This is a genomic window from Fictibacillus nanhaiensis, from assembly GCF_023715445.1.
In the GTDB taxonomy this organism is placed as follows: domain Bacteria; phylum Bacillota; class Bacilli; order Bacillales; family Fictibacillaceae; genus Fictibacillus; species Fictibacillus nanhaiensis_D.
In genome coordinates this window covers 93,511-117,722 of record NZ_JAMBOD010000009.1, presented here as the reverse complement: position 1 = coordinate 117,722, position 24,212 = coordinate 93,511, and the positions used below count along the sequence as shown (strand labels likewise).

At 39.5% G+C, this 24,212-nt stretch carries 24 protein-coding genes and 2 pseudogenes; 17 read left to right on the top strand and 9 right to left on the bottom strand.

The window, feature by feature from the left end; genetic code table 11:
• Positions 1 to 156 precede the first annotated feature (156 nt).
• The 3 genes and pseudogenes from M3196_RS18815 to M3196_RS18805 all read left to right on the top strand — a co-directional run bounded on the left by M3196_RS18815 (position 157) and on the right by M3196_RS18805 (position 1,583).
• Positions 157 to 882: a DUF421 domain-containing protein gene (locus M3196_RS18815; protein WP_251323878.1), complete on the top strand. Its 726-nt coding sequence runs from the start codon at positions 157 to 159 to the stop codon at positions 880 to 882.
• 186 nt (positions 883 to 1,068) lie between these two features.
• Positions 1,069 to 1,299, top strand: a pseudogene (locus M3196_RS18810) (S66 peptidase family protein); the annotation flags it as partial.
• 113 nt (positions 1,300 to 1,412) lie between these two features.
• Positions 1,413 to 1,583, top strand: a complete 171-nt coding sequence (locus tag M3196_RS18805; RefSeq protein WP_251323877.1) for a hypothetical protein — start codon at positions 1,413 to 1,415, stop codon at positions 1,581 to 1,583.
• A gap of 471 nt (positions 1,584 to 2,054) precedes the next feature.
• On the opposite strand, the gene M3196_RS18800 is transcribed toward M3196_RS18805, so the two are convergent.
• Positions 2,055 to 2,669: a LysE family translocator gene (locus M3196_RS18800; protein ID WP_251323876.1), complete on the bottom strand. Its 615-nt coding sequence runs from the start codon at positions 2,667 to 2,669 to the stop codon at positions 2,055 to 2,057.
• Positions 2,670 to 2,785: 116 nt separating this feature from the next.
• Between M3196_RS18800 and M3196_RS18795 the strand changes: the two genes are divergently transcribed.
• Complete coding sequence (locus M3196_RS18795; protein ID WP_251323875.1) at positions 2,786 to 3,535, top strand: YqjF family protein; 750 nt, start codon at positions 2,786 to 2,788, stop codon at positions 3,533 to 3,535.
• A 3-nt stretch (positions 3,536 to 3,538) separates the two neighbouring features.
• Here the strand turns inward: M3196_RS18795 and M3196_RS18790 are convergent, their stop codons facing one another.
• Positions 3,539 to 3,772: a hypothetical protein gene (locus M3196_RS18790; RefSeq protein ID WP_251323874.1), complete on the bottom strand. Its 234-nt coding sequence runs from the start codon at positions 3,770 to 3,772 to the stop codon at positions 3,539 to 3,541.
• 86 nt (positions 3,773 to 3,858) lie between these two features.
• On the opposite strand from M3196_RS18790, the gene M3196_RS18785 reads away from it, so the two are divergent.
• The 4 genes from M3196_RS18785 (at position 3,859) to M3196_RS18770 (ending at position 7,631) form a co-directional block, all read left to right on the top strand.
• Complete coding sequence (locus M3196_RS18785; RefSeq protein ID WP_251323873.1) at positions 3,859 to 4,404, top strand: hypothetical protein; 546 nt, start codon at positions 3,859 to 3,861, stop codon at positions 4,402 to 4,404.
• A gap of 222 nt (positions 4,405 to 4,626) precedes the next feature.
• Positions 4,627 to 5,712 (top strand): glycerophosphodiester phosphodiesterase, encoded by a 1,086-nt coding sequence (locus M3196_RS18780; protein ID WP_251323872.1) that lies wholly within the window; start codon positions 4,627 to 4,629, stop codon positions 5,710 to 5,712.
• Positions 5,713 to 6,061: 349 nt separating this feature from the next.
• Entirely contained in the window at positions 6,062 to 7,252 is a 1,191-nt protein-coding gene (locus tag M3196_RS18775) for a DUF2515 domain-containing protein (protein ID WP_251323871.1), read from the top strand.
• On the top strand, positions 7,149 to 7,631 hold the full coding sequence (locus M3196_RS18770) for a CBO0543 family protein (protein WP_425311030.1): 483 nt from the start codon (positions 7,149 to 7,151) through the stop codon (positions 7,629 to 7,631). Before M3196_RS18775 ends, M3196_RS18770 begins: the two co-directional genes overlap by 104 nt.
• 279 nt (positions 7,632 to 7,910) lie before the next feature.
• Here the strand turns inward: M3196_RS18770 and M3196_RS18765 are convergent, their stop codons facing one another.
• The 3 genes from M3196_RS18765 to M3196_RS18755 form a co-directional block, all read right to left on the bottom strand.
• Positions 7,911 to 8,429 (bottom strand): hypothetical protein, encoded by a 519-nt coding sequence (locus M3196_RS18765; RefSeq protein WP_251323870.1) that lies wholly within the window; start codon positions 8,427 to 8,429, stop codon positions 7,911 to 7,913.
• A 194-nt stretch (positions 8,430 to 8,623) separates the two neighbouring features.
• Complete coding sequence (locus M3196_RS18760) at positions 8,624 to 9,133, bottom strand: hypothetical protein (RefSeq protein ID WP_251323869.1); 510 nt, start codon at positions 9,131 to 9,133, stop codon at positions 8,624 to 8,626.
• Between the two features lie 24 nt (positions 9,134 to 9,157).
• Positions 9,158 to 9,658, bottom strand: coding sequence for a hypothetical protein (locus M3196_RS18755; protein ID WP_251323868.1), 501 nt, complete (start codon positions 9,656 to 9,658; stop codon positions 9,158 to 9,160).
• A 174-nt stretch (positions 9,659 to 9,832) separates the two neighbouring features.
• Here M3196_RS18755 and M3196_RS18750 point away from each other — a divergent pair, with 174 nt between their 5' ends.
• The 6 genes from M3196_RS18750 to M3196_RS18725 all read left to right on the top strand — a co-directional run bounded on the left by M3196_RS18750 (position 9,833) and on the right by M3196_RS18725 (position 20,045).
• A complete protein-coding gene (locus M3196_RS18750) occupies positions 9,833 to 12,004 on the top strand; it encodes an FUSC family protein (protein ID WP_251323867.1) in 2,172 nt (723 codons plus the stop codon).
• 437 nt (positions 12,005 to 12,441) lie between these two features.
• Positions 12,442 to 16,161, top strand: coding sequence for a S8 family peptidase (locus M3196_RS18745; RefSeq protein WP_338082965.1), 3,720 nt, complete (start codon positions 12,442 to 12,444; stop codon positions 16,159 to 16,161).
• 143 nt (positions 16,162 to 16,304) lie between these two features.
• Positions 16,305 to 16,496, top strand: coding sequence for a YfhD family protein (locus M3196_RS18740; RefSeq protein WP_251323866.1), 192 nt, complete (start codon positions 16,305 to 16,307; stop codon positions 16,494 to 16,496).
• Between the two features lie 312 nt (positions 16,497 to 16,808).
• Positions 16,809 to 18,269 (top strand): MDR family MFS transporter, encoded by a 1,461-nt coding sequence (locus M3196_RS18735; RefSeq protein WP_251323865.1) that lies wholly within the window; start codon positions 16,809 to 16,811, stop codon positions 18,267 to 18,269.
• A 115-nt stretch (positions 18,270 to 18,384) separates the two neighbouring features.
• Positions 18,385 to 18,912 (top strand): hypoxanthine phosphoribosyltransferase, encoded by a 528-nt coding sequence (hpt, locus tag M3196_RS18730; RefSeq protein WP_251323864.1) that lies wholly within the window; start codon positions 18,385 to 18,387, stop codon positions 18,910 to 18,912.
• 350 nt (positions 18,913 to 19,262) lie between these two features.
• A complete protein-coding gene (locus M3196_RS18725) occupies positions 19,263 to 20,045 on the top strand; it encodes a lipase family protein (RefSeq protein ID WP_251323863.1) in 783 nt (260 codons plus the stop codon).
• A gap of 63 nt (positions 20,046 to 20,108) precedes the next feature.
• On the opposite strand, the gene M3196_RS18720 is transcribed toward M3196_RS18725, so the two are convergent.
• Complete coding sequence (locus tag M3196_RS18720; protein WP_251323862.1) at positions 20,109 to 20,237, bottom strand: DUF4023 domain-containing protein; 129 nt, start codon at positions 20,235 to 20,237, stop codon at positions 20,109 to 20,111.
• Positions 20,238 to 20,312: 75 nt separating this feature from the next.
• Positions 20,313 to 20,476 (bottom strand): annotated as a pseudogene (locus M3196_RS18715) (pentapeptide repeat-containing protein); the annotation flags it as partial.
• A 216-nt stretch (positions 20,477 to 20,692) separates the two neighbouring features.
• Here M3196_RS18715 and M3196_RS18710 point away from each other — a divergent pair.
• The gene (locus M3196_RS18710; protein WP_251323861.1) at positions 20,693 to 21,313 is read left to right on the top strand and encodes a cell wall hydrolase; all 621 of its coding nucleotides are present in this window, start codon (positions 20,693 to 20,695) and stop codon (positions 21,311 to 21,313) included.
• Positions 21,314 to 21,357: 44 nt separating this feature from the next.
• On the opposite strand, the gene M3196_RS18705 is transcribed toward M3196_RS18710, so the two are convergent.
• Entirely contained in the window at positions 21,358 to 21,861 is a 504-nt protein-coding gene (locus M3196_RS18705) for a DinB family protein (protein ID WP_251323860.1), read from the bottom strand.
• A gap of 91 nt (positions 21,862 to 21,952) precedes the next feature.
• On the bottom strand, positions 21,953 to 22,813 hold the full coding sequence (locus tag M3196_RS18700; RefSeq protein WP_251323859.1) for a hypothetical protein: 861 nt from the start codon (positions 22,811 to 22,813) through the stop codon (positions 21,953 to 21,955).
• 204 nt (positions 22,814 to 23,017) lie between these two features.
• On the opposite strand from M3196_RS18700, the gene M3196_RS18695 reads away from it, so the two are divergent.
• Together M3196_RS18695 and M3196_RS18690 are read left to right on the top strand one after the other, a co-directional pair.
• The gene (locus M3196_RS18695; RefSeq protein WP_251323858.1) at positions 23,018 to 23,443 is read left to right on the top strand and encodes a DMT family transporter; all 426 of its coding nucleotides are present in this window, start codon (positions 23,018 to 23,020) and stop codon (positions 23,441 to 23,443) included.
• Between the two features lie 51 nt (positions 23,444 to 23,494).
• Positions 23,495 to 24,199: a Crp/Fnr family transcriptional regulator gene (locus M3196_RS18690; protein WP_251323857.1), complete on the top strand. Its 705-nt coding sequence runs from the start codon at positions 23,495 to 23,497 to the stop codon at positions 24,197 to 24,199.
• Positions 24,200 to 24,212: the final 13 nt, after the last annotated feature.

Here is a 24,212-nt window from a genome sequence, read left to right as displayed (position 1 = left end):
AATCTGCCTTATCACCCTTTTTATTTACTAAAAAAATATTTCTTTGGCATGGCAAACAGGTATTTTCGCAAATGGCATAAGTAACTTGACACCTTTGCCAAATAACTTAAAAAACAATATCTTTTTGAGAGTAAAACTTTAGAAAGTGGTGTAAAAATGTTTGAATTTATGAAAGAAATACTCTTGATTCTTGGTAGAATAATTACCATTTTACCATTGCTATTATTCACTACCCTATTTATGGGAAAGCGAGCAATAGGAGAGTTACCCGTATTTGATTTTTTAATTATCGTCACATTAGGAGCTGTTGTTGGAGCTGATATCGCAGACCCAAATATCAAACATCTTCCAACTGCAATAGCTATAATTTTGATTGGAATCCTGCAAAAGGTTGTTGCAAACTGGAAAATATCCAGTCGGAAGATAGGTAAATTACTTACATTTGAACCAACTGTTATTATTTACAATGGAAAATTTCTTAATACAAACCTAAAAAAAATCCGTTATTCCATTGATAATATACTTCAAATGCTTAGGGAAAAAAATGTATTTGATATTAATGAAGTTGAAATAGCAATCATCGAAGCAAATGGGGCTTTAAGCGTATTAAAAAAGCCACAAAAAAATACAGTTACATTAGAAGATATGAATATTATTCAAACAACATCTAAGATTTCCTTTCCTGTTATTGTAGAAGGAACAATATACTCAAATGTCTTAAGAGATTTTAGTCTAGATGAAGCTTGGTTAGAACAGCAGTTATTCATTAAAGGTGTCATTGACATTAAAAATGTTTTTTTTGCCTCAATAAATCGTAATCTTGAATTACATGTTTCTTTGATTGATGAAAATAATATAACCATTCCATCAATAAAACACTAATTTGTTACTGAAGAATTAAGAAAGTATAAGTTCAACCCGAGCTCTAGCTAATGTATTAAATGAAAATGTTAACGTCTTTATCTTTTATCAATTTTTTAGATTATGATTGTTTGCTTATCCTTGTTCAATCTACATAGCTATCAATGAAAACAGATTTAGTAGTTTCTCTGTCTGTCCTAAAATTCGCAGGACGCTATCGGAATTATTAGGGGAGAATGCACAAATTGTCAGCCTGCGTATGGGAAAACGTACGAAAATGTCATTAATGAATTTATCGTTCCTTTGGAAAAACCACTTATGACGTATCTCGCAAGTGCGCATGGGTATTATAAAGCAGCGGTTCCGATCGGCATAAATGTGAACTTGAATACGTACAACCGTACCATTACTGTAACTGAACCAACAGTAATTCAATAAGACTGCCCATAGCAAGGAGTATCCAGTTCGTTTCGAATATTTATTTGTATTTAGGGAATGGTAAATTTTACTGATAAACCCACCATACAATTGAAAAGGAAAGTGATATAAGGATGAAAAAAGAAGAAGAACCCCATCAAACTCAAAGCGGAGAAATGGAAGGAAAGAAATTAAAAGGATTAAACGGACTCGATCCTGAAATGAGTCTTCTCTCAGTCAATTTTGCAACGACTGAAAATCCTTATTTAAATGAACATACTCAAGATGACGATGATAAAATGTAAGAAGTTGTTACTCCAAAGAAGCTAACAAAAGGACCATAAATTGGTCTTTTTTTTTCTTTTAACGATTTGAGCTATTAATTACCGTCAAGAAAATGCATATATATCGTTAAGGGTCAAACATTAAAAAGATCCACCGATATGAATCGGTGGATTCTGTTTTTCCTTCTCATTTTCAAACTAACCATTGCCAAATCATATAAATGATAACTCCTAGGATAAGAGCCCCGAAAGTAATCAATAGCCATAACATCTGATTAAATCCTGTTTTTTCTTTAGCTTCCATTGAATTCACCTTCTTAAACAAATGTTACAGTTATTATGCCCTATATTTGATAAATAATTTTAGTTTTAGATTTTTTATAGGTTTTACACACCTCTAGACTGTCCTTTTGCTCAATAAAAAAGTACATTTCTCATTCCTGAAGAAATGCACCTGCTAATGGAATACTTAAAAATTTACGCGTTATTTTATTATTTTTGAGTTTGAAAAGCTAACTTTAATCCTAACCCAATATAGACGATACCTGCGACTTTCTCCATCCAATGCGATCTTCGGTTATTTTTAACGTATATCTTCTCACCTAATACACTCGTTAGGAATGCTAAGAAAGAAGTATAAATAATGCTCATCAGTACGAAAGTTAACCCAAGCTGTAAAAGTTGAATGGTCACCGGATGGCTATCGCTTCGGACAAACTGTGGCAAGAAAGCTAAGAAAAAAAGGGCAGTCTTTGGGTTTAATAATTCAATCCATAAAGCCTGACGAAAAGTTAGGTTAGTATTTACTTTTTCTGCTTTGGGTTGCTGAACCTTTTTAGATTTATGAATTAAAGCACTTATGCCTAAATAAACTAAATAGGCTGCACCTACATATTTAACAACTTCAAAAGCAAATGCAGAGGCCATTAAAATTGCAGAAATTCCAAGAACGGCTGCAAAAGTATGGATTAAGTCACCCAGTGCAATTCCTAAACCTGTCACTATTCCATTCTTCATTCCACCTTTAAGAGTTTGAGATATTGTTAAAATAACAGCTGGACCTGGGATTAAAAATAACGTGAGAACAACAATAATAAAAGTCATCATTCTTCATCAACCCTTTCTTTAGGCTTTACAATCTATAAGTTTATGCAAAAAGGATATATAAGAGAAAAATCGGGAAAATAAATAAGGGAGTTGAAAAAAAGGGAGAGAGTCCATATATGTTTAATAACAACCTTTTAAAACAGACTGAACATCGGCCTTTTCCTCTGCCAAAAGGTCCATGGATCATGACACAAACATGGAATCATGTGTTGTTTGCCCATTGGCCTATATCCGTAGGATCTATTCGCGACAAAATACCTGATCAATTGGAAATTGATATGTATAACCAAAAGGCGTGGATTGGTATATTGCCATTTTATTTAAATAATTTACGATTAAGAAATTTACCTCCTATTCCTTTGTCGAGTGCATTTCCTGAATTAAATGTGAGGACATACGTAACGTATAAAGGCATACCAGGTATCTATTTCTTCAGCTTAGATGCGGATCATCAACTTGCTGTTTTATCCGCGAGAACTTTCTTTCATCTCCCTTATTATTACGCCAAGATGCAGATTACTCTAAATAAAGACGATGTTGAATTCAAAAGCACTAGAAAAAGCTCTAATCAAAACGCAGAAATGGTCGCTCGGTACCATCCTGTTACTAAACGCTATCATCATCAAAAAGAAACGATGGAGTATTGGCTGACAGAGCGTTACCGCTTTTATACGACTCATAAAGGTGATCTTTATTATGAAGATATCCATCATCTTCCATGGTCCCTTCAAAAAGCGGAGGCAGAATTCAGTAAAAACACCCTGCTTTCTGCTCTTGATATAGACGTAATTAATTCTAGTCCTCTACTCCACTATTCAGAATCACAAAAAGTACTCTTTTGGCCAATACATCGTATTGAAACTTAAGCTTTAATTATGTATCCCATTGACCCAGTTAAACTCCTCTGCACTTCTTTCGTGAAATAATGGCCAGTTACGTTCTTTGTTTTTTGGACTTAAAAGCTGAATGTCTTTGATGATTGGCATAAAAGAATCTTCTTTTTTACCTACACTGCTTTCCTTTAATTCAATTAAAAAGAGCACTTCTCCTTCTTTGAGAAATGCGTCCTTTTCTGTAACAAAAGTTCGATTTTGCCGAGCCATCAATTTTCCCCATTTTCTTTACATAAAAAATCGGATCGCAGTTAAACACTAGTAAAGGCCACAATAATATGTTATGAGGTGATTGAATGAAAGTATGGTCTAAGTTTCTAATCTGTATATGTTTGTTTTTTACGTTTCATCTAACTGTTCAGGCGGATAATAATGTGATTCCAAAACAGACCGTAAATATAAAGCGTCTCGCAAATATTAAAGGTTTAGTAAACGGTTCAACATTAGTTGGTTATGGTTGGTTCGATACTTCTCATCAGAAACTGCCGTTAGAAAAATCTGTACAAGGCGGGAAACTCGTTAATTTTGTACAAAGCTTTCATGTTGAACAATATTTAAAGGGAACGAATGAACAGATCGTCTCCGTATTATCAACGGGAATTGAACCTCTTCCTGAACCCTCAAATCCTTTCAATAAAGTTTACCCGGGACCGATGGCTGAAGGCCGGTATGTTTGCTTTCTAAAACCCTTTCCCGGAACAAAACTTTATACGATTGTCGGGGGATGGCAAGGAGTCTATCCCATCTATGAAGGAAAAACGATTGCCCTGGAAGATGAAGGGTTTCCGGAGTTAGATCAATTAACGATCAAACAACTCGAAACAAAAATCAAATCGCACTAAATAATGTGCAGAAAAGCAATAAATCACAAAAAGCGGTGGAATTCACATACGAATTCGCACCGTTTTTTGTTTTACTCGAGATTAATTATGCAGTAACCCGCTAACCATTTTATCTCCATTAATCAGGTCTCTTTACATTTCTTTAAGATAGTTTTAACGCCAAGTTAATAATTAAGTTTTACAGTTAAAAAGCTTGATAAATTCACTTGGGGGTTAAAAAATATGTTGAAGAGAAAACTATTACCTATTGCTGTAATAACTACTATGGGGATTACTAGTTTAGCAAATCTCCATGAAGTAAGAGCGGAAGATAAAGATCAAAAGCAAATCAAAAGTAAAACTGAAGAGTTCGACTTGCAAGCACATCGTGGAGGACTCGGACTCACTGTCGAGTCCACAATCGCTTCGTTCTCACGGGCCCTTGAAATCGGAGTGAGAACACTTGAGCTCGACGTACAGATCACGGAAGATCACCAAGCTGTAGTCACACACGATCGAAAAATCTCAGGTGCCAAATGTCAGGACACGGGCGCTGCTTTCGAGAATGATCCTGAGTATCCTTACGTCGGCAAGTACATAAAGGATCTCACTCTTGCTCAGGTGCGCACGCTGGACTGTGGTTCGCAGACATTACCACAGTACCCAGAACAGCAAAAGAGCCCGGGCGCCAAGATGCCACTGCTGAGCGAGGTATTTGATCTCGTTAAACATTACCAAGCAGATAAGGTATGGATGAACATCGAGACAAAAGTGGAAGCCGGGGCACCTGAACAGACAGCTCCACGGGAAGAGTTCGTACAAATCGTCGCTCATGAAGTTCGAGAGGCGGGGATGCTTGACCGAGTGTCGGTCCAAAGCTTCGATTGGAGCGCCCTCATGCGCATGCGCGAGGTCGAACCACGCTTGCCCATTGTTGCTTTGACTAACGGTCCGCAGTTCCTTCAGCCTGGCCAGCCTGGGGCATCCCCGTGGCTAGGCGGGATCGATATCGACGACTTCGGAGGCGATCTTGTGGCTGCGGCAAGCTCGTTCGGTGCCGACGCCATTTCTCCTGTGCACGGTTTCCCGCAGAACGGAAAAATCACAGAGGAGAACTATGAGCCTTATGTGACAAAAAATATGGTTCGAGACGCTCACAAGGCTGGCATGAAGGTCATCCCGTGGACGGTCAATGACCAGCCTACCATGAACAAGCTCATGGATGATGGGGTTGACGGACTGATCACTGACTTCCCGGATCAGCTGCGTCAGGTTATGGAACAGCGTGGTCTCGAACTCCCTAGGAAGTACCCGGCTCCTGTCCAGTGAGAAACTAAAATAGGTATCCTTTCAATACATCCTTTAAGTAAAAAATATAGAAGAACCCTTTTTCACCTAACAGGTGCATTTCTGTAATTAGAAATGCACCCTTCTTTATTAATTGGCCAGATAGTGGAACAGCTACAAACATTTAATCATAAAGAAACGTGGAAAAACGATCATCATTTATTCTTGTTGTTTGTAATAAAATGATTGTAGCCCTTTAATTACTAATAGAGTAGAAGAGTAGAAGATTCATTTTTATTGAATAGATTGTAAATTTATCATCTAAAAGTACGCCCACATTAACCTATTTGTCCTAGAATGAACAACATTCATGTTAGTGGGAGGAAGAAGGATGTACAATAACGATCGGAAAAGAAAATGGAATAATACTTCCAAGTCGATTCCGTATTCTCTTTTAGATGTCAAACATGAATTAAAGAAAAAAAGTAAAGGCAAACAAGCCTCCATAACATTATTGGATTTAAAGAAAGATGAGGCAAAACTGATTCATGATATAAAAGAACATACAAGACAAAAAAACAGAAATAATGTAACACGGACAAATGCCTATTATCAGTTTTACCTTCGATACCCAGAAATCCACTGGGCACTGCTTGGACATATGGTATCGCGTAATGGTGGTTGGAACATGGCGGATTTAAAAGGGGAGTTATATACAAGACTATTGTCGGAAAAAGATCAGCTCACCTACTTTTCTTTTTTGGAGCGAGGAAACTGGTTAATCTTCCAGGATATATATCCACAATTTTTGTTGTATGAACAAAGTGTCAAAAGAACAAAAAAACTTTTTCATCTCCTACCTTTTTTCAATGTGTCAACGTTTATGGAAACGATGTGGAACCATTTTTGGAAAACCGGCGACCGCTATACGTTAGCCATTGCCACTGTTATCAATGAACAAAGCCATTTAGAAAAAAGTGTCATTCAAAATGTAGATTTTAAAAAGACTGTACTAAATAGCATTGGATTTAAACTTTATGATTTCTTTTCCTTAAATCATATTCTTTTCCCATTTTATAAAGATGAGACTAAACGAGAAACATTGTTAATCGGTGATACAATGAAGCACTTCACCTCGCTTCATGAACGGATATTGCTGGGCAAACGATTATATTCACTGTTGTTTTGTCGGGAGAACATTTTATCAGGAGTAGTCGATTGGGCACATGATAGTCCTCATACCGGTTCCAGAAAAGACTACTGGCCGCATTTGTTTTCGGATATAAACGAGTTGTTCTCCCGTGCCTTTTATAAACGGCGGACAAAAAAAGGCCAATTAAGAAAAGGCGCACATCGTTTATATAGTCCTCAATTAATATATGCATGGAAAGATGTTAATCACGAGGATCCAGAAAGCGAAGACTGGTTTAAGGACTGGTATATCATGGACTACTTAATCGATAAGGGAGAGCCTTCAGATGGGGAAATTTATGATGAATACTGCAAAACACTTGAAAAAATTGAACTTGCTATTCTGGCCAAAAAAAATGTGCTCCTCCGCGAAGATGCAGAAGAAATGTAACAATCAAAGAGCTGTTATAGCTACCATTATTTTCTCTTCTTTTATTGGAACATATTTGGACTTAATATTTGTCGGAAATCAAATGTATGCCTTTCCTGCAAGACAATTCCCGGATGTGTTTACCATCAATATCGCTTTTACATTAATCATATTACCCATCTTTACAGTTCTTTTTTTAAGGATCACAAAAACCTTGCCTCCACTTTTAAGAATTCTGTTATTTATTTTAATTGGGCTTTGTATAGGTATTTCCGAACAGTTTTTTGAGAAATTAGGATGGTTTACTCATAGCGAAGCATGGTATCATTCTTATTCCTTTTTCGGATACATCATCTTTATGTTCCTTATATGGAAATTTTATCGATGGTTGGCTAAATAAACACACTTTCCCTTGAATCCTCTTTCAAATATTTCTATAAGATGCTCATGCTCATTTTAACTGAAGATCTGAATTATTCAACGATCGGGTGCTTTAATGGAATAAGGGTATTAGAAAACGACCAGACATATCTGGTCGTTTTTGATGTTATTTACACATCCAATTAAGATGCGAATTCACCTGCTAAAAGGATTTCGAATTACGATTTTCTCTTCCAAATGAGAACCCGTTATTTTTCAACAGAGTTCTTTTTTATTGCTTTGGCAAAACATACTAGCGTTACTTTTCGTAATCATTTGTAATGTAGATGTTTTTAACAACGTATCCTTTTTTCGTAATTGCAGTTAATAGCATCTCTTCTGTTTCCTCTTTAATATTATTGTCATACCAGATGACAACTTCTATTTCTTTTCTGGCCATATCGATTATTTCCGCTCTAGCGTGTTGGTTGTCTGGTAAAAGTTTATTCGCGATTGATTTTATATCAGACGTAGCCGTTGCTCCATAAGATTCATATTCATATGCATCCGTGATCTCTTTGTTCTCTCCGCTTTGACCCACATGGAATACAACTTTAGGCTTTTCTTCGAAATAAGCATAACCATGGTACTCGTTATGGAACATTTCAAAACTAACATCTTTGATAATAACAGGCATATCGTACTTATATTCAAGGTAATCTTGAAATTCTTGTTTAATATACAGATAGTTCCAAAAAAGACCGTATCGAACATACCCGGCTGTCAGTAAAAAAATTATGAATACAGAAACCAGTAAAATCACTGGACGGTTTTTCAAGTTCTCCCTCCTGTTTTAAGGGGTACAAGTTAGTTTAATCTGGTTGTTTAATCAGTTAGACGCAATTCACATAAAATCTAGTATTCTTATATCAACCGAATCCATATCCCCCAGCTCTTCTTTCAAATCCCATAGCTTAATCTCCGTTGTTTCTTCGTTCTCCCTAAAGGGCTGTAGGATAGTAAGCCACATTATTAAGTTGCTGCACCTGTGCCTGCACTCGAATTCCTGCGTTTTTCAATCGCATTGACACCCATAACAACCGCGATCAGTTCTTCAGTAAGAAGAGTATCCGAAAGATTTTTTAACTCGAAAGCAGCTGATTCAAAAAAACCGTTCACTTTTTTGAATGTCGCTACTTCCGTATTATTTTCATCAAGTATGGTGTATTCTTTTGAAAAAGCCGGTGACTCAATTTCATATGTGGCATGAGTGGTGAGATAGTGATATCGCTTTGAGAAGAAAGCAAATGACGCCTTTACCTCGCCTAATTCGGTTCCGTCCGCCTGTTTAATACTCCATCTTCCAGACAAAAAAGGAAAACTGCCTTCGACCACGACCTCGCCTTTTTCATTCTCCACATTCAGACTTGAACCAAAAGCACTTTTTAAATCGAGATTTCCTAGCTTTTCTTGCGATACATTATAAATATCCGTTCTTCCCGACGAGAAAAAATTATCATTAAAATATACGCATTTTTCCATGTTCAACACTCCTTAGCCTTATTTCTAATACTCCATAGATTCGGCAGCCTCTAAGAGATCATCTATCATGAATTCGGAACCCATCAGCATCATGGCATAATAAAGGTCATCTTTTTTCCACCGGATTCCCTTTGTATTTTTTGTATCCACTTCTATGGTCACTTTTGTCCCATCTTTAAGCTTTGTGGTTTTAGGCTTGCCCTCATCATGAAAATTAGATTTTTTGTTATGAAACATGGTGACTTGGAAAAGCGTGCCTTCACCTTTTCCATAGATAAATTCCGTATGTTGAATGTCGCCATTTGGATCGCCAGGCGGGTCTCCCGCATAAATCAGTTCCACGTTTTTAGGTTTGAAAGGGAGTTTTTTAGGAACAGCTAAGTTTTCCTGCACACTTTCCGGCAGTTCTTCTGCTACTTTCTTTACATGTGGGTGGTCTTCTTTTAATTGTTCAACTGTGGCGTTATTGTTTTCGCTGCATGCGGTTAACAAAATAAGTAAAGTTACTACGATTATTTTTTTCATAGCTGCACCTCCTCCTCTCTATATTCTATCAACTGGAAGGATATTCCTTTCAATAATTAGCCAAGTATGATGTGAATGCATGTTTACAGGAGTAAAAGGTAATAACTTGGGATAATAAATAAGCGTATGGTAGCATGATCGTTATTGTTAATTAGGAGAATCGGGGTGATTTCGATGAGGCAATTAGATAGAATGCGTCACTGGCTTGGAAGATTGTTGGCTTCGGATCCCGGTCAAATCCGTTTTTATAAAGCTGGCCGTGCGACGATCAGCTTAATTGCATCAGTTTTTACAACGCTTTTGATTATGCGTGCAGCCGGAAATTCGGTGATTTCACCCGCCATTGTTTCTGGTATGGTCGGATTGTTGGGAATCATGGCCGTTATGGATGATGCCAAAGAAAAGATGAAGATCACCACCTTGCTGCTAGCTCCCTCTGCCATGTTCGGAATAACGGCTGGTTCCCTATCCGGTAATGCTTATTACATTGATGTGCTGATGATCGTCATTATTTTTTGCTCTTTCTATTTGACTCGCTTTGGGACACGGTATTTTTCTCTTTCTATGCTTGCGTTTATGACTATATATATTTCATCTGTGTTAAAGCTTCACAGCCATCAGCTGCCTTGGTTTTTTGCAGGTATCACGATCGGTGTTATCTATGCGTATGTAGTGAATTTTATTCTTTTTCAAGACACGGCTAAAAATCTGAGAAGAAGTATCCGTTCCTTTCATATTCAGAGCAATCTTACCTTTAATCTATTAATTAACGCGATGCATGATCCCGAAATCAGCCTTAAGCGTAAAAAAGAAATTCAGAAGAATGTACTTAAGCTTAAAGAGTACGCGGTGATCGTATCCGGATACATAAAAGCTGAAGATATAGAAGAGATGTGGCCAGGTCTAACCCAAGCGCAGCTGCGGCTGTATGTCTTTGATACCGGGATGCTCGTTGAAACATTGGCTGACTCGATCCGAAGCTTAAAAAATGCGGATGCTTTAGAGATTGAAGATATCAGGCTGCTGCTTATCCAGGCGACCAAGGCTCTTCGTGATGCAGAAGTGCTCGCAAAACTTCCTGAAGAACAGAATCTTGAGGAAGCAGAACGTGCGGTTCAAAGGCTCCGGCTTACGATTCTAGACCTGCTTAATCGAGAGCAGCCGCCAAAAGGATGGGTATTTTTGATTCGACGTATTGAATCAATCGCCAATCACGTAATTGAAGGTGCGACGACGATCCAGCAGTCTTTGCTTGCTAATACACGTGTACAAGCTGAACCAGAAGAAAATAGGAAAGATTCTAAGGAAGACGATACTCCAAAAGAAGAAACCGGTTTGAAAACTTCTACGAAAAAAGCGTATCAGGCATTAGTGGCGGGCGTTCTTTCGATCATTATCGGTCAGCTAATCTCACCTACCCAGCCGTACTGGGTGCTCCTTACCGCTTTTATCGTGCTGCTTGGAACGGAATCGATCGGTCGTATTTACACAAAAGGTTTTCAGCGGTCACTTGGTACTATTATTGGAGCAGTGATCGGCTTTTTAATGGCAAAACTGCTGTCTGGCCAGCCTGTCATTGAAGTTATCCTGCTATTTGCGGTCATCTTTTTAGCTTTTTATTTACTTACCGTTTCCTACACGATCATGAGTATGTTCATCACGATGCTGATCGCATTCATGTATGACATCTTGCTTGGCGGAATTACATTTGAGCTCATAAGGGCACGTGTAACCGACACGATTGCCGGCGCTTTGATTGCTCTTGTTGTATCCACTTTTGTTTTTCCGAAGAAAACGAAACAGAAAGTGGCCGAGTCCATCAATGAATTTTTTATAGAACTGAAACCTTATGTAACTGAGTACGTGAGGAGTTTTCATGAGGATGTGAACGTTAAAGAGCTTTCTGAAAAAGCCTTTACGCTTGATCAAAAGCTTCAAACAATTAAAGATGAAGCCAAATCGCTTCTTCAGCGGCCTGGATCTCCAACGTATACCGATATGACTCGGTGGTTTACAGCTTTGTCGGCAATCAACTATTATGCGAAACATCTTGTTGCTTCTTCTTACCGAAAAGGGTTTGACTACCCCGAGGAATTAGTGGAAGTGTTTGAAAAGACTGAGGAAAAGCTGAGTCACAATATAGTTACCTTGAATGCAATGCTGAAGGAATCTGAAATGGATGAAAAAGTAATGTACAGACTGGAAAATGAGCGTGAGCAAATTGAACGTCTCGCTCCTAGCAGAAAACAGACTCAGCGTGACCTGATCCATCATCTTTATTATGTATGGCGAATTAATCATTCCCTCGTGGAGCTTGGCACAGAGTTAGGTGCAAGGGAGAAGTAAAGTACTTCTTCCTTTTTTTATTGCATAAAAAACTGACATTTTCATGCAAAATAAGCACTTTCCTCCTTCTAGGAAGCGTCATTTTATTTTTTATTATCAAAAACCCCAACTCTTCGCATTGATTTTGGTTCCTTCGTCTTACATTTCCAGATTTTTCGAACAATAAAAGACTATTTTTCTATAAAAATAGGTCTCTAGCCCTTCATAAAAACCCCCTTTGTCAATCCAAACAAGTCACTATACAATTCATTGTAAATTAGTACTCCTCATCTAGAATCCTGTCACAGTTAATGTACCGCTTATTTATTCTTCATGAATAAGATCATTTCTTAATTCGGGGGTGTTTCATGAATAGATCCTAGTAAACTTATAATCTACATAGTTACCTTCGATATGTAACCTTATTTACTATTCTAAATACACTAGGAGGATATACCGTGAAAAAATGGAATATGAAGAGCATTTTTGCAGCCACGTTATCCACAGTTATGCTGGCATCACCATTAACAAGCGTAACCGCGTTTGATCATGCAGCAAAGGATGCGACTATTGAAAATGCGGCAAGTTCAGGTGAACAAACCATCACCCTGATCACAGGGGATATCGTGAAAATAACAACGATTGAAGGCGGAAAACAAATCATCAACGTGGAACCGGCCGACCGCAATAGTTCTGGTGCTCAAGTACTGACCATTGGAGATGAAACCTATGTTATTCCAACTTCCGCTATGCCTTATGTAGCAGCTGACAAATTGGACAAGGATCTTTTCAATGTCACGGAACTGATCAAAAATGGCTATGATGACAAAAAAATGTCTTCACTGCCCGTTATCGTGGAGTATGAAGAGACAAAAGCCAGATCTGTTCAACAGAATAAACCTGCACCTAAAGGGGCTAAGACCGTTCGCGTGTTAGAGAGCATCAATGGTGCTGCTCTTTCCACTTCTAAAAAGGAAGCGGATACATTCTGGGAAGATATTACACCTGAAGATGCTCCATCACAAAAAGAAGCGCCGAATTCTTTATTCGACCATGGCATCGAAAAAATTTGGCTGGATGGACGTGTAGAAGCGAGTTTAGAACAGAGTATACCTCAAATTGGTGCCAACACTGTATGGGATTCCGGTTTTACCGGCAAGGGAATTAAAGTAGCAGTACTTGACTCTGGAATTGATCCTAATCACCCTGATCTTTCCGGTCAAATTGAAGAATCGAAAAGTTTTGTACCTGGCGAAACAGTAGATGACAAGCACGGACATGGTACACATGTAGCATCAACTGTACTAGGGACAGGTGCAGCTTCTGAAGGAAAAAATAAAGGGGTTGCCCCTGAAGCGCGTTTGATCGTTGGTAAAGTGTTAAATGACGCAGGCAGCGGTTTAGATTCATGGATCATCGACGGTATGGAATGGGCTTCAGACAACGCCAAGATTGTAAGCATGAGTTTGGGAAGCAGCGAGCCTAGTGACGAAACGGATCCTATGGCTCAGGCCGTAAATAGACTGAGTGAAGAAAAAGGTGCGCTATTTGTTATTGCTGCCGGAAATTCAGGTTATGAAGGAGCCATCGGTTCACCTGGTGCTGCAGATGCTGCTTTAACGATCGGTGCAGTTGATAAGGCAGACAAAATTGCTTATTTTACATCAAAAGGACCTCGTTATGGAGATAAGGGATTGAAACCTGACCTATCTGCACCGGGAGTTGATATCGTTGCAGCCCGTTCTGGTCTTTCATCAGGAAGTGGTTCTTATAGAAGCATGAGTGGAACATCAATGGCTACTCCACACGTAGCAGGAGCAGCGGCACTTTTACTCCAGAAGAATCCAGACTGGACAGGCGCTCAACTAAAAGAAGCATTGATGAGTACGTCTAAAAAGTTAAATTATTCACCTTATCATATTGGTACTGGCCGACTGGATGTCCCAGCAGCTGCAAACAGCACAGTCCGAGCAACGGGTTCTCTATCGTTCGGTTTCTTCAAGTGGCCACACGATAATGCTCAGCCTGTACAAAAAACAGTCACGTACACGAACACAAGCGATTCTGCAGTATCGCTGAACCTCCAAGCTGATTTTAAAAATGCAGATGGTGAGGCTTCACCAAACGGGATGCTGAACGTATCTGACAGCCAGATCACTGTTCCGGCTAATGGAACGAAGAACGTAACGCTAACCTTAGATCCAAAGCTTGGTGAACTGGGTGCACGTTATGAAGGCCACCTGACAGCGACGGATGCTGACGGAAAACAAGTGGCTCATACGTCAATGGGTATGGTGAAGGAAGAAGAGAAGTATACACTGACGCTTAAGGCTACTGACCGTAACGGAAACCCTACACTTGCGTATGCAGCGCTTTTTAGCAAAGACATGGATCCTGAGATCGTAGCTGTAAATGGCACAACAGAACTACGTTTACGCCCTGGTACGTATTCCGCAATGGCTATGATGGAAGTGGATACAAATACAGATCACCGCGGTATCGCATTAGTCGGTAATCCAGAGATTATATTAGACGGACAGCAAACCGTAGAACTTGATGCACGAAAAGCAAAAGAAATTAAAGTCGAAGTGCCAAAGAACACGGAACCAAGCTATCAGCGTATGGAGTACTACCGTTCTATTGAGGGCAAAACGATGAGCCATATCAATTTATTGCCGGTATGGATCGATAAGATGTATGCTGCTCCAACGAATGAAGTGGAAGACGGAGAGTTCGAATATTTAACTCGCTGGCGTTTAATCAAACCTTACCTTGAGATCAATTTTAAAGGGAAAGTATTGGATGATATTCCTTTAGCAGGCAGCACACCTCTTGATGGCAAATACAACTTATCAACTGTATACGCCGGAAACGGAACGGCGGCTGATTATGAAAGACTAAATGCAAAAGGTAAAGCAGTTATTGTTGATCGAAACAGTGAAGTTACACCTTCTGAGCAATCTGTTGCCGCACATGCAGCGGGCGCGAAGCTGTTGATCATCGTCAATAATGAAGATAAGGAATTCAGTGTTTTTGCAGGAAATCCAGATTATACAGACATCCCTCTTGCTGTAGCTGGAATCAGTAAAAGCGAAGGCGATCAAGTGATTAAAGCAGCACGCTCTGGCAGCCTAAAGCTGTTTGTTGAAGGTGAAGTGAACACGCCATATGTTTATGATCTGATGGATGTTCACCAAGATCAGATTCCAAAAGATTTAAAATATGCACCATCCAACGATGAACTCGTCAAGATCGATACGCGCTATAAATCAGACCGTGAAGCGCCTGGCGGAGAGTTCCGTTACGATCTGCGTCCTCATACAAGAGGAGCGGTTGGGTTCTTATACAAATTGCAGCTGCCTTCTGTTCGAACAGAGTGGGTTTCTGCAGTAAAAGATACACGCTGGTATCACCATGCAGAAGTACTAGACAGCCAATGGGAAGTCCGCCAGCCGTCTGTCACATATGAAAAAGGCGGAAAATTGGATGAAGACTGGTTCTCCCCAGTAGTTCGTCCACGCTTAGGTGAAGGCTATTGGACGCCTAACCGCCAAGGGAACTCGTTCCAGTTCAACATTCCGGCTTGGGCAGATTCAACAAAAGGCTCTACAGGCGGTACCGGTTATGATGAATCGGTGAAAAATCAGACACATAAGCTATACCAGGGAGATACGCTTATTAAAGAAGGAAAAAGCCAAGCCCTCAATGTATTCAGCGGTATTTCTGAAGAGAGGAAACAATATCGCCTAGTAACGGATGCAAAACGTGATCAAAATCGCTGGTCAACTTCTGTAAGCACTCATACAGAATGGACATTCTGGTCTGGAAAAGGGGAGGATTTCCGTACGCTGCTTCCGTTCTATTCTCTTGATTACAAAGTAGATACAGACATGGAAGGAAATGCACTCGCAGCTCCATCTACTACACTCGTGCTATCTGCTGCTAAGTTGGATGGTGTTGCCGGATACGGTAATCTGGAAGGAGCAACGCTGGACGTTTCCTTTAATGAAGGCGAGTCCTGGAAATCTGTAAAGCTTGAGCGAACAGCAGATGATCGATGGGTTGCTAAAATCAATAACCCTAAGAAAAGTAAGTCTGTTTCCCTCCTAGCATCAGCTTGGGATGATGAAGGGAATAAAATTTCTCAAGAAATCATCAAGGCATACGGTTTAAAGTAATTCTAATGAATAAGCTGTTTAAAAACAGCCTGTTAAAACACTTCGTTTTAGCAGGCTGTTCTTTTTAACTATTTTCATAAAAAATACGATAACTTCACAACCTATAGGAGAACGATAATTTTCATGAGAGGAAGTTATGTAGCATGAGACACCACCATCATAAGGGAAACAAAGATAAGAATCTCACTTCCCTGCCGCAAGTTCCAAAGAATCAAATCTCGGATTCAAACAGCGAGGAATACGAATTTGCAAAAGAATTAAATGTTGAATATGAATTCGAACAGAAGCCTGGTTTCGATACAACAGGCGTAAAACGGAAAGACGAAGAAGAATAACGACAAGGGAGAAGCGATCTGCTTCTTCTTTTTTATTTTACGGTACGTGTTCTTAAATTTATTACACGTTCGCTCAACATCTTGCTCTGTTCGCCCCAACTGCTCTGCCTTTCGCCCAATATCCCTCAAGTTTCGCTCCAATCCCCCTTCGTTTCACTCCGAACTCCTCTCGTTTTGCTCAGAACGCTCCTAACTAAGTTACGTGATAGCTTTAAAAGGCCTTTAGTGGTAATATATTTCTTTGTTGCGATGAACTTTTTTATGGTTTTATTAAGTGTTTAGATGTTTTGCCTTGTTTTAAGGAGGATTCTAATGAAAAAACAAATTATGACTGCGTTGCTGCTCGTGACTGTCCTTGCTGCGATGGAAGGCACAATAGTCAGTACAGCCGTCCCCCGGATCACGAGTGATCTTTCCGGGATTGAGCTCGTCAGCTGGGTGTATGCGGTCTACATGCTAGCTACCGCGGTATCCACTCCGATCTACGGGAAACTCGCTGATCTTTTCGGACGGAAGAAAGTGATACTGTCAGGGATCGTTCTCTTCTTGGTCGGATCAGCGCTTTGCGGGATTGCTATGTCGATGGAACAGCTGATTTTTTATCGTGCTATTCAAGGTCTTGGTGCCGGGGCTGTTATGCCGATTACGATGACGATTATTGGCGACCTCTATTCCGAGGCAAAGGACAGAGCGAAAGCACAAGGTTGGATCTCTGCTGTTTGGGGTGTAGCTGGCGTTATAGGTCCATTAATGGGAGGCTTCTTAGTGGACACTCTCTCATGGCGCTATATCTTTTTCTTAAACATTCCGTTCGGTCTTTTCGCATTCTTCATGCTCGTCGTGAATTATAAGGAAAATCTCACAAAAGGAAAACCGTATATTGATTACAAGGGTGCCGTTACGTTCTCACTTGGGACGATCGCCTTCCTTTATGCCCTTCTAACAGGAAGCCAGACACAGGAATGGGCGAGCCCGATGATTATCGGACTTTTCATCTTTGCATTTATCACGTTTATCGCTTTTGTTCGGATTGAATTAAAGTCACCTGAACCGCTTATTCCGCTTAATCTGTTTAAGAACCGCAGTGTATTGATCGTAAATAGTTTAACGTTGATCGTTGGAGCTATTGTGATCTGTATCACGATTTATCTGCCGATCTGGAGTCAAGGTGTGATGGGAAAAACGGCGACACAAGCTGGTCTCGTGCTTATGCCTCTTCCTGTGTGCTGGACGCTTGGATCACTTGTTGCAGGCCATCTCGTTGGGCGCTTAAGAGATAATTGGATCATTACGTCAGGATTGGCTATTGTGAGTGGGGCTTCGTTCATATTTTTCGCCCTTACTGCTCATTCTTCAACGTTTCTTATCTATGTTGCTTCCGGCACATTGGGACTTGGAATGGGGCTCATGATGCCGATTTTCATGCTGATCATCCAGTCCTCTGTACCCACAAGTAAAAGAGGTGTTGCAGTAGCATCGAACACGTTCACGAATACGTTCAGCCAGACGCTTGGATCTGCTGTATTCGGAACGATTTTTAACATTATCACCCTCTCGAAAGCAAAAAAAGCCGGTCAAGACGATCTCGATTTGAATGCTTCCTTTGAGCACGGAAATCTGCCGACTGAAAAACTTGTTCAGCTTCAAGAAATCTTGGCTTCTGGCGTTCATGTGATCTATGGTGTAATGTTGTTGCTGGTAATCATTGGCTTTGGAATCTCTTTATTACTTATCAAGGAAAGAGAACGATCTGTTGAGGAGAGCTCAGTTTGATCATTCATTAAAACGTTTGGGGGATTGAACAGATCCTCAAGTTCTCATTATTTTTAGTCTTATATTTAATGAATTAACCCTATTAGGAGACAATACGAACTAGGAAGGTGAGATTATGGGATACGAATTGGATGAAATTTTAATAACCGGAGAACAATTGAAGCAAAAAGTAAAAGAAATCGGTGCACAGATTAAACAGGATTTCCAAGATGAACCCCTTGTGTTTATAATTGTTTTAAAAGGTGCATTTGTCTTTGCGTCAGATTTGATCCGCGAGCTAGACGGAAAAGTTAATGTTGATTTTGTAGTAGCTTCAAGTTACGGCAATCAAACTGTAACTACTGGAAAAGTCCGACTGTTAAAGGATATCGATGTAAACATAACAGGTAAAAATGTCGTGGTTGTGGAAGATATCATTGACTCAGGTTTAACGCTCAGCTTTTTAAGAGAGCATTTCCAGCTTCATAAACCAAAATCCATGAAGATCTGTACCTTGCTGGATAAACCAGAGCGCCGAAAAGTAGATTTAAAAGCAGATTATGCAGGATTTGTTATTCCAGATAAGTTCATTATTGGTTATGGGATCGATTATGCAGAGATGTACCGAAACCTGCCATACATAGCTACATTAAAGGAAGTCTAAAACCGCCTTAACATATTTTCCCGCTTTGTATTGAATTCATTATAATTACATAGAGGGTATGAATAATCTATTCACTCAAAAATGAATAAATGGCTCATGAGGCACATACTTATGATAAAAGCTTGGGGACAAACTAATCCCCCAAGCTTTTTATGATTATGAAATGCCCTCTGATCTTAAAGAATTTTTCTTAAGAAGGTGAGTACATTCATGAAATGTATAGAAAAAACAATAATCCTTATTCTCTTTTAAAATTGTAACTTAGGCTATATTTATGAATACACGTCTATACCTGCCCTTGTACTCTCTCATATACTATTACATCTAGTATTCTGACGGGAGTGGTGCTAATGAGTAAAGACAAAAAAGTCTATGGTTATGATGGCCATCTGGCTATGTTTTTGGCCGTCATGTGTTATCAGGCTTATCAAATGAGTGAAGACAAAACTTTCACACTCCCAAAGGGATATTCCCTAAAGTCTCCAATCCCTTCCGTCTCAGGTGAGATTTTCGGATTTATCGCAGAGTCTGCCGAGCACGTTGTGGTCGTTTTTCGCGGTACAGCAACACTTAAAAATGTAACCTCTTATCTGGACATCCCCCAAATTACGTACCCCTTCGTAAAGAACAGCGGCAAGACACATCGTGGGATCACTCGCATTTATTCGGCAGCCCGGGGCATCATTTTAACCGTACTAAAACGGATTTCTTCTGAAAAAAAACTGCTCGTGACCGGTCATAGCCTGGGTGCTTGTCTGGCAACACTTTTCACACTGGATGCAGCCGCAAACACTAAATTCCGAAACCCTATTCTCTATACGTTTGCTACCTTGCCGATCGGCAACACAGAGTTCGTTCGCCGATTTTTTAAAGAAGTAAAAAACAGCGTACGCATTGTAAATGTCTACGATTCTGTTACGAACCATGTAACGCCTCTATTATTTCGAAAGGAACCTCTAATGAACATGCCAGCTGGAAAAGAAGTCCAATTGAAATTTGAAAATTGCAGCGTCAGGCTGAATCATAAAATCACTTGCTACTTCTATCAATTAAGCAAGCTTTATCCGAAGTTCGCGAAAGAAATGTGCAAAAAGAATCCGGCATTCTGCCCGGATCCGTCGATTTGTTTCTAAAACTTCCGGAAAAATAAAAAACCACAATGAGATATTCCACTGTGGTTGATACATATTGTGTATTCACTTATTTGTAGTGTGCTTCTTATTGGGCAGTTTTTGGTGAGGATTACCTTTTCCCTGCTTCTTATTCTTTTCAGCTTTCTCCTGATCGTCATGCAATTTTTCTACAAAATCACTCGTATTTTCCATCATTCTGCCTCCTAAGGATTATTCATTGTTACTATATCCTTTCGGAAGCAAATTACTCATATTATATAAAAATTGTTATTTTGCAGACTTCAGCCAATGTTCTGGAATGTATAATCTAGCCGGTATATGGTTTTGCTGTTTCCTCTGGCTGCATTTACTTGTGCTTGAGTGAGAAAGATACTGTCTCTGAGATCTGCTCCGCTCAGATCAGCGTCTCTAAGATCTGCACCAATCAGGTCCCTATATGTAATCTCCCGAAAGAATAAATTCCTAATTTACCCTATGTTTTCTAAACGAAACGCTAATTATGAAAAGTTGGTAGGATAGTATAGGAATTTGTCATAACTTCCTACTTTTTGGTGAGTTTTTCAATAATAAAAAATAGAACAACCGCTTCATGTCCTTGCTTTTATTAACTGATAAAATATAGAAAAAAGTGGAGAAAGGAGCCAATAATGAAAAATTTTATAAGTAAATGTATCCTCTTATTAATTACTGCAGCGGTGCTTTTTGTACCTTCAAAAGCAGAGGCGCACAGTCTTTTAAAGATGGGGAGTCAAGGATATGAGGTTTCAGAGCTTCAGAGAGATTTAAAAGAAATGGGTTTCTTCTATGGTCCTGTAACAGGATATTATGGTCCGATTACAGAGAAAGCTGTCATGGATTTTCAGTATAAGACCAACCTGTCTTCTGATGGAATTGTGGGTCCTTCCACCATTATGATGCTTAACGAAGTTGAAAAAATGGCCAGAGTGGTCCATGGAGAAGCAAGAGGCGAGTCATACATAGGAAAAGTTGCGGTTGCAGCCGTCATTTTGAACCGTTTAGACGATCCTTCATTCCCGGACAGTGTGGAAGATGTCATCCTTCAAACCAATGCTTTTACAGCTGTTCATGATGGACAGTATCATTTAAAACCTAACAGCTATGCTTATCGTGCCGTGATCGATGCTATCCTGGGCTGGGATCCTACATACGGTTCAGTTTATTATTATAATCCTGACCTTGCAACGAATACCTGGATCTTCTCCCGTCAGTCCGTAACCAAAATCGGCAATCATCTTTTCGCTCAATAATGACGAAACCTCCTTCCAGAATTGTGAAGGAGGTTTTATTGTTTTTATTGCGGTACAAGCCTTTGTTCGAGCTCATTCTTCTGTCTGAGGTGATGACGAAAATGCATACCCACCAGGTCGTACCATTCCTGTGCGTTCAGCCAGCCAAAGCCGCCATGTTCTATTTTGCAGTTCGGGTTGATCGCATCAAGCTTCCCTTCCCACTCACTCAATCTCTCTAGCAGTTGATCAAGCCTGTTGATGAGTTGTCCATTATTTTCCGTATTGTTAGGCGGAGCATTAAGTTCATCGGGTAATTTAATTTTAATCGGCGGGAACCCTCCATTTTTAAATAAACGCTCGCCAAATTCTGTCTTTCCACACTCTTTTTCCTCTGTTTCTGCCGCACAGGATTCAACACAATCAAGGTATTCTTGAGCTACAAGGATACAATGGTCATACATTTGACAAAGGGACCATACTCCCGGCTCAGGGATATGCCTTAACTGCTCCAGAGAATAGTTCTTTAAATCGTCTTTATATGTCTCGATTAATTGAAACTCATCCATTCTAAACACCGCCTTTAACGTATTGTGATACGTCCCATTTCGCCAAAAACTAAGAAACCTCCTCTAATATTTAGGAGGAGGTTTGATTCATTTATTGAAATGTCTTACTTACTTGAATGAATTCACGATAGCCTGAACGGGTTAAATGATAATGTTCATCGAGGTATCCGTCTCGTACTAATGAATCGAGCGTCTCATTCGGAATGAGATCAATGACTTGATCTAATCGTTTGTTCAGTTCCTCAAGCGTAGCATTTTTCAGCGTTACTGGATTGAGCATTCGAACGATCCCTTCGATTCTGGAATCTCTTTTCTGGAACAGCTGTGGAGTTCTTTTGAACACATTTTGGATTCGTTCTTTAAATTGGTTCAGTTCTTGTTTTGTGTTAAAGGATTCTGTTTCTTTTTCTCTGATTCTTTCGTTAAAATATTTCATTTCTTCATCGTTCAGTTGAGCTCTGGTGAATAGCTCGTTGTAGATCTGTGTTTTATCCATTTCGATTTTTGCAAGCTCTTCTTCTTTGAGGCGTTTTGTTTCAAAAATTTCTTCAGAGATTGCCTCCTCTTCAGGATCTTCTTCTGTTTCCTCGACTGGTACTTCTTCTTCAAAAAGGTCTAGCTGCTCTTGCCCGGGTTCTTCAACTTGAATGTCATCTATTGGGTCAGAGACACTGACAGGCTTTCCTTTCGTCGTATAAGCTTCAATCATCTTCTCGAGCTTATTGATTTTATTAAAGTAAATCAAAGAAATCGAGATGGCAAATAAGGAACAAAATACAGAAATGAAGTCTGAAAAACGGAACACAAATGGTGCCGTGGCGATTTTGTAAAATATCACTAATGCGAACGCACCAATGATAATAATCTTTAACCAGCTTTCACGGTTCTTGATTTCATCTGATTTCGGTTCTTGATTTTTATTTTTGTTTGATAGCATTTGAATTCTTTTCATAAGTCTACCTCTTTCATAGAGATTGTCGTGCAGCTTTTTATTTTAAACGATAAATTCAGAAGTGGAAAGCAAAAGCACTATATCATCATATATTTATCATCTGTTTAACAGAACTAAATTATCTCATTTTGGGACATATGTCCTTTCCAACATATATAAATGTGTTCTTTAATTAGGAAAGAATTTAAGTTGGGAAGTGAGAACATGAGAGGTTTCATCTTTGCATTTTTGGCAGGTGGCTTCATCACCTTGCAAGGTGTTGCAAATTCCCGGATCAGCCAAGATATCGGTGCTTGGCAGGCAGCGACCGTTACCCAGTTGACTGGCTTCTTAATGGCATTATTGATTTTGATGTTCGTTCGAGACGGAAAATGGAAAAGATTCAAAGATGTAAGACCTTTGTATCTGACTGGCGGTTCCTTTGCAGCTGTCGTGATTTACGGAAATATATTCGCGATACAGGAGATCGGCGTAACCCTTACGATCGCAGTAATCCTCATCGCACAGCTTGCTATCACTTTCTTAATTGATGGCAAAGGCTGGTTCGATGTAGTGAAACAAAAGATAAGACTTCCACAGTTCATCGGCATAGGCATGATGATTGCCGGCGTGGTGATTTTAAAGTTTTAATGATATGATTTTTGAAAATAAGTGCGGATAAGTCTGGGGTGATTAGCGGAAATGAAAGAGATACAGGATCTTGGGTTGTTAGAACACTATTTGAATATACATGAGATCGAAAACATCTTTAACGAGGAAGTTAAGCCATATTTATCTTTATACAGCTTCGATCATGGTGAATTGATCTGTTCTCAGGGTGATCCTGCCGACTGTTTATATGTTCTCGTAAAAGGCAAGGTTAAGATTTTCACCACTTCACCAGAGGGCAAAACACTCATTCTTTCATTTAAAAAACCGCTGGATTCCATTGGAGATATTGAGTACGTACAGCATGGTACAGAATTTATCAACACGGTTGAGGCTGTTTCGTCTGTTCATATGATCGGGATTCATCACCGCTGGTTGAGGAAATACGCAAGCGACCATACTCCACTTCTGCAGTTTTTACTAAAAGTCATTACGCAAAAGTTTTACATCAAATCGAGTTCGTTGAGCTTTAATCTGCTTTATCCGGTAGAAGTGCGGTTTGCGAGTTATCTTCTATCCGTTTGCTTTGAAGAGAATAATTCTCTAACGACTGGCCGTTTGAGCACTGGACATTTGATGGATGCAGCGAATCTGATCGGAACGACCTACAGACATCTGAACCGGGTCATTCAACAGCTTTCAAAAGACGGACTCGTTGAACGTCATAAAGGATATATTTTGGTTAAGGACAAGGACGGATTAAGTGCACTCGCCAGTCACAATAACATCTATGAATAGAAAGGAGCGATTT